The organism is Curtobacterium sp. VKM Ac-1393, assembly GCF_015350995.1.
In the GTDB taxonomy this organism is placed as follows: domain Bacteria; phylum Actinomycetota; class Actinomycetes; order Actinomycetales; family Microbacteriaceae; genus Curtobacterium.
Window position 1 is genome coordinate 1 of sequence record NZ_JADKRW010000014.1, and the last position, 5750, is coordinate 5750.

General features: G+C 70.2%; 6 protein-coding genes. 1 reads left to right on the forward strand and 5 read right to left on the reverse strand.

Annotation, left to right across the window (positions count from 1 at the left end; all coding sequences use genetic code 11):
- Positions 1–122 precede the first annotated feature (122 nt).
- Genes ITJ59_RS18800 through ITJ59_RS18810 form a run of 3 tightly spaced genes read right to left on the reverse strand, consistent with a single transcriptional unit; the run spans position 123 to position 3765 of the window.
- Complete coding sequence (locus ITJ59_RS18800; protein ID WP_194652826.1) at positions 123–1004, reverse strand: hypothetical protein; 882 nt, start codon at positions 1002–1004, stop codon at positions 123–125.
- Positions 1005–1019: 15 nt separating this feature from the next.
- A complete protein-coding gene (locus ITJ59_RS18805; RefSeq protein WP_194652827.1) occupies positions 1020–2780 on the reverse strand; it encodes an AMP-binding protein in 1761 nt (586 codons plus the stop codon).
- Positions 2770–3765 carry an amidohydrolase family protein gene (locus ITJ59_RS18810; RefSeq protein WP_194652828.1) on the reverse strand — a complete coding sequence of 332 codons (996 nt, stop codon included), beginning with the start codon at positions 3763–3765 and terminating at the stop codon, positions 2770–2772. The genes ITJ59_RS18805 and ITJ59_RS18810 overlap by 11 nt, the downstream gene beginning before the upstream one ends.
- Before the next feature lie 92 nt (positions 3766–3857).
- On the opposite strand from ITJ59_RS18810, the gene ITJ59_RS18815 reads away from it, so the two are divergent.
- Positions 3858–4436 (forward strand): TetR/AcrR family transcriptional regulator, encoded by a 579-nt coding sequence (locus ITJ59_RS18815; protein ID WP_194652829.1) that lies wholly within the window; start codon positions 3858–3860, stop codon positions 4434–4436.
- Between the two features lie 6 nt (positions 4437–4442).
- Here the strand turns inward: ITJ59_RS18815 and ITJ59_RS18820 are convergent, their stop codons facing one another.
- Complete coding sequence (locus ITJ59_RS18820; protein ID WP_194652830.1) at positions 4443–5078, reverse strand: HAD-IA family hydrolase; 636 nt, start codon at positions 5076–5078, stop codon at positions 4443–4445.
- Positions 5075–5593, reverse strand: coding sequence for a GNAT family N-acetyltransferase (locus ITJ59_RS18825; protein ID WP_194652831.1), 519 nt, complete (start codon positions 5591–5593; stop codon positions 5075–5077). The genes ITJ59_RS18820 and ITJ59_RS18825 overlap by 4 nt, the downstream gene beginning before the upstream one ends.
- Positions 5594–5750: the final 157 nt, after the last annotated feature.

Consider the following 5750-nt stretch of genomic DNA (forward strand, 5'->3'; position numbering starts at 1 on the left):
CTAGACAGCTCCACTAAGCCAGGAGGCCTCCCCTCTTCACAAGCCCCGCAGTGTCACCAACGTCATGGCCAGGTACATCTAGTCGACGGCCGCGGGACGAGGCCGCTGGCATCACCGCGGGTTCACCCGTTGACGAGGTCGCCACTCCACGTCAGGTCGCTGTCCTCGTCGACCGGGAAGGCCTCGAACCGGTCGTCGTCCAGGACCGCGTCCACAAGGGCCCGCGACCCACCGACGATCGTCGAGTCCCAGTCGATCTCCGACGCGAGCACCCAGGCACGGTCCTCCGGCCAGAGCATCTGCGGGGTGTGAGCGAGGTCGACCGCCGTCCCGATCCGGGCGTGGTCCAGCCACGTCGGGTCGGCGAGCTGCTGCAGGGTCATCGAGAGGAGGAAGCACTCCCGGTGCGGCCAGGCGAAGCGTTCGACCGCGAGAGCAACACGGATCGCCGTCTGCTCTTCGTCGTGCACCGCTTGCTGCTCGACGACGTACCGCCGCATCGACTCGATCTCCTCCGCAGTCGGCTCGTCCGGACCCTGCCAACCGACGGCGAGCGTCGAACCGCCGCTCAGGTAGCCCCACCCGTCCCAGATCGCGCCGACCAGGCCGTCCGGCGTCGACGTGGCCTCGGCCAGGTGCTCGGTCAGTGCGGCGAGGAGTGTGGGTTCGAACCAGCCTTCGTCCGGCGCCTGCACACGCCAGCCGTCTTCGAGCACCTGGTCAGACTCGTCGGCCCGGCCGGTCAGGCTGCGCCATTGCACCAGCGGGTGCATCGTCTTCCCGGTGCGAGTCGCGACTTCCGCCCACGGCCACACCGCCGACTCGACGTCCGGGTGGCCGCCCCACTCGTCCACGATCGAACGGTCCTCGCGATCCGCGGACACCGGGTGGAGGATGCGGGCGTACGCCTCGAAACCGGTTCCGGCCGCGCCACCCACGGTGGCGAACGTACCCGCCCGGGCGAGCAGCCAGTCGCCGCGGGACGCATCGGTGATCAGCTCCACGTGCCGAGCCGAGGGTCAGCTGCCGGTGGACGGTCGCTGCGGACGAGACGCGCGGAGCCCCGGGAACTGCTCGTCGCGCCACTCGCCGTCGACGGGCACTCCGCTCGCGGCCGCACGCTCCTCGCGCTCCCGGAGCTCCACGCGTCGGATCTTGCCCGAGATGGTCTTCGGCAGCTCCGCGAACTCGACCCGACGCACGCGTGCGTACGCCGGCAGCGCCGTGCGGGCGAACGCGAGCACCTGCTCGGCGGTGTCCACCGTCGCCTCGAACCCGGCGGCGAGCGTGATGTACGCCTTGACGACGTTGAGTCGGGCGTCGTCGGGGGCGGGCACGACGGCACTCTCGGCCACGGCCGGGTGCTGCAGCAGGGCGCTCTCGACCTCGAACGGTGACACCTTGTAGTCGGACGACTTGAACACGTCGTCGGTCCGCCCGATGAAGGTCAGCTCCCCGTCGGCGTCGCGGACGGCGATGTCGCCGGTGTGGAAGAAGCCGTCGCGCATCGACGCCGCGGTCCGGTCCGGGTCGCCGAGGTACTCGGCCATCAGGTTGACCGGCCGCTCGTCGAGGTCCAGGCAGACCTCGCCCTCGTCGCCGGGCTGCCCGGTGACCGGGTCGAGCAGCGTCACGGTCACGCCGGGCAACGCACGTCCCATCGCACCAGGGGTGACGGTGCTGCCCGGGGCGTTGCCGATGATCGCGGTGGTCTCGGTCTGCCCGTAACCGTCACGGATGGTCAGGCCCCACGCGCGTTCGACCCGGTCGATGACCTCGGGGTTGAGCGGTTCTCCGGCCGACACGACCTCGCGCAGTGCCCGAGGGCGCGCACCGAGATCGGACTGGAGCATCATCCGCCAGGCGGTGGGCGGTGCGCAGAACGTGCTCACCTCGGCGGCGTCCAGCTGGGCGAGGAGCGCGGCCGGGTCGAACCGCGGGGTGTCGTGGACGAAGACGGTCGCCTCGGCGATCCACGGCGCGAAGAAGCAGCTCCAGGCGTGCTTCCCCCAGCCAGGCGAGCTGATCGCCAGGTGCACGTCCCCGGGCCGCAGGCCGAGCCAGTGCATCGTGCTGAGGTGCCCGACGGGGTAGGACGTCTGGGTGTGCACGACCATCTTCGGCTTGGAGGTCGTGCCCGATGTGAAGTAGACGAGGCAGGGATCGGAGGTCTTGGTGACCACGACGGGTCGCGACTCCCCCGCGGGTGCTGGCTCGCCGAGGTCCGACGGGTACTCCGTCCAACCGTCCGCAGCGCCGCCGATCACCACGCGCGAGAAGTGCCCGCGGACGTCGTCGTACTTCGCGGTCTCACTGCGGTTCGTGACGACGTGCGCCACGCCTCCGCGGTCAACGCGGTCCTGCAGGTCGGCGGTGTCGAGCATCGTCGACGTCGGCAGGATCACCGCCCCGAGCTTGATCACCGCGAGCATCGTCTCCCACAACTCGAGCTGGTTGCCGAGCATGACCAGCACGTGGTCGCCCTTGCGGACACCGTGCTCGTGCAGGCGAACCGCCAGGCGGTCGGACCGGGCGGCCATCTCCGCGTAGCTGAGCCGCTGCTCCGAGCCGGCCGCGTCGACGATCCAGAGCGCGATGCGGTCGTTGCCGGCCGCGATGACGTCGAACCAGTCGTCCGCCCAGTTGAAGGTGTCACCGAGGTCCGGCCACCGGAACTCGGCACGGGCAGCATCGGCGGACGCTGCGGAGAGCAACTGGTCACGGGCGGCGCGGTACGCGGCGGTCACGTTCGGGTTGGGCACGGACCGATCATGCCGCATCCGTCTGGTCGCCGATCCCGAACAGCCGACGTGCGTTCCCCGACGTGAACGCTTCGCGGGCCGCGTCCGAGGGGAACTCCCCCAGGAACGCGTCGATCTCGTCGGAGGACGGTCGCTGGAACGGGTGGTCGGTGGAGAACAACAGCCGATCGGGTGACGTCACGTCCAGCGCGTGCCGGAGCAGCGTGGGGCTGAGCATCCCCGAGCTGGTGATGTGGACGTTGGAGCGGACGGTGTCCGACACCGTCCGCTCGAGTCCGGCGACCCGCGACAGGCTGTCCGCACGGTCGAGCCAGAAGAGCAGCAGCTCGCCCCAGTGCCCGAGCACGATCTGCAGGTCCGGGTGCCGGTCGAAGGTGCCCCCGACGATCAGGCGCAACGCTGCCCGCGCTGCCTCGAGGTGCCACCCCCACCCGAAGGTCGCCAACCCGAGCTCGACCATCGGGTCGAACCCCTCGTACGCCGCTTCGCGCAGCCGCTTCGACGGGATCTGCGGGTGGATGAAGACCGGCTTGCCGAGCGCCGCCGCGGTGGCGAAGAGGTCGTCGTACCGCGGGTCGTCGAGCGGCACCTCGCCGGTGCGCCCGTAGACCATCGCCCCCACGCAGCCGAGGCCGGCGGTGCGCTCCAGTTCAGCGACGGCTGCGGCCGGGTCGGGCATCGGCAGGGTCGCGAACGCGCGGAACCGATCCGGGTTGTCCGCGACCGCGGCGATCGCGATGTCGTTCGCCTGCCGACTCAGCGAGATCGCGTCCGCGGCATCGAGCGGCTGCGCTCCGGGCGGCGCGAGGGACAGCACCTGCACGTCGATACCCTGCTCGTCCATCGCTGCGAGCCGGGCATCCCCGAGGTCACGGAGCATCTCGCCGTTGTCGCCGAGCTCGTCCAGTGCCGTACTCGGGTCGCGGCGATCGTCGGGCAGGGCATTGACGGCGTCCGTCAGGGCCGGGTGGTTCCAGTGCTCTTCGATCGCGATCAGGGTCATCGGGGTTCCTCCGTCGTCTCGCACGCACCGGGCATTCGCTCATCGGTGTTGAGTGAACCGTACACCTCGCTCAACGCCGTAGAGTCAGACGCATGGCCGAGACCTCACGCGACGCGAAACGCGCACAGACCGCCGAGCGCATCCGCGCAGCGGCCCGGCAGCAGTTCGGTGCGAACGGGTACGAGGGCACGACGATCCGGAGCATCGCCGCAGCAGCGGGCATCGATCCGTCGCTCGTGATGCAGCACTTCGGGTCGAAGGCAGCGCTGTTCGCGACCGCCGTGCAGCTGCCGGCCGCGTCGGGCGGCGGGAGCGAGCGCGCGGCCGCTGACCACCTGCTCGACGTCCTGGGCATCCGGTTCGACACGCTCCCCGCCGAGACGGCCGCCCTCGTCCGCTCGATGCTGACGGTGCCCGAGGCGGCGGACACCATGCGTGGCTACCTCGACGAGCGGGTCGAGAACCTGGCGCGCTCACTCGACGGCGACGACGCCCGGCTGCGGGCGTTGATGACCGTGAGCGGCATCCTCGGCATCACGATCACGCAGCACTTCCTGCGCCTGAACGCCTACGAGGACGCGTCGCGTGACGACCTGCTCCGCGCGGCGCGGGGCTGGGTGGAGTCGCTCACCACCGGGTCGCACCCCACCGATTCCGGCGCTCCGCAGTAGCGGCACTCACGCTCCTCCGCCCACGGCCGCACGGATCACAGCGATCGTGTCCGCGGTCTGCACGTGCAGGTGCGCCCGTATCCCCAACGCCCGCGCAGCCTCGATGTTCTCCGGCACGTCGTCGACGAACAGGACATCCGCGTGCGCGGCGCCGAGCTGATCGAGGGTGATCCGGAATGCCTCGGCCTCCGGCTTCGTGACCCCGATCTCGTGGCTGTAGCAGATCGGGTCGAACACGGCCGAGAACCCGAACCGTCGCTCTTCCTCTTGACGGGCGCCGTCACCCGAGTTGGACAGGATCGCGAGACCGATCTGCCCGCGCAGACCGGCGAGGAAGTCGAAGAGCGGCTCGTTCAAAGAGCCGCAGTATGCGTCCCAGAAGTCGGCTCGCATCGACGCGAGCACCTCGGCCGATGCACCGAGGGTGGCACCGATCTTTCCCCAGTACTCATCGTCCACCCCGGTCCGTCGGGCGGCATCGGGCAGGTCGGCCTGCGACAACCTCGCTGAGAACTCTTCGTCAGTCAGACCGAACGCGGCCGCCCATCTCGTCCGGAACTGCCCGGGCCACGATGCGTCGTCGACCATCTCGAGCACGCCACCGACGTCGAGCAGCAGCCACCGCACCCCGCCGCCGGTCATGCGGACGCCCTGTCGAGTCGGCGGATCATCTCGAGCTCCCGCTCGTCGGGCGCGAGCACGTGCGGCTCGCTCGCCCCGGTCGGCTCGTAACCGCGTCGGACGTAGAAGGCCTGAGCCCGCAGGTTGCGCTCGTGCACGTGGAGTCGCAGCGTGGTGCCGTGGCCGACTGCCCACGACTCGATGGCGTCGAGCAGCGCATCGGTCACGCCAGCCGCACGGCCGCGGTGCGAGGGTGCGACGTACACGCCGACCAGCAACGGCCCGGTCGCGGCGTCGGGGATGAACACCCCCATCGCACCGACCCAGCGTCCGTCGGCGTCGATCGCCACGAGTGAGGCCCCTCCGGCGGACTGACCTCGGCGGCCCCGCGCACGCCACTCGGTCTTGTCGAGCTGCTCAGCGTCCGCCAGGTGCTCCGCGTACGCCATCGGGGTGTCCCGGAGCATCTCCAGCCGGAGTGCTCGGATGGCGGCCCAGTCAGCCTCGGTCGTCGGTCGGATCGTGATCCCCTGCATGGACCGAGCCTAGGACCGACAGCGGTCAGCGAAACTCGTCGGAACTGATTCCAATCGACTTCAGGCAGGGCGCCGAATAGCTTGCACAGGCCGGGAATCACCCGGAGCGCTCACCAGCCGCACATCGCTGGTTCTCCACCCTGCACCAGGGTGTGTT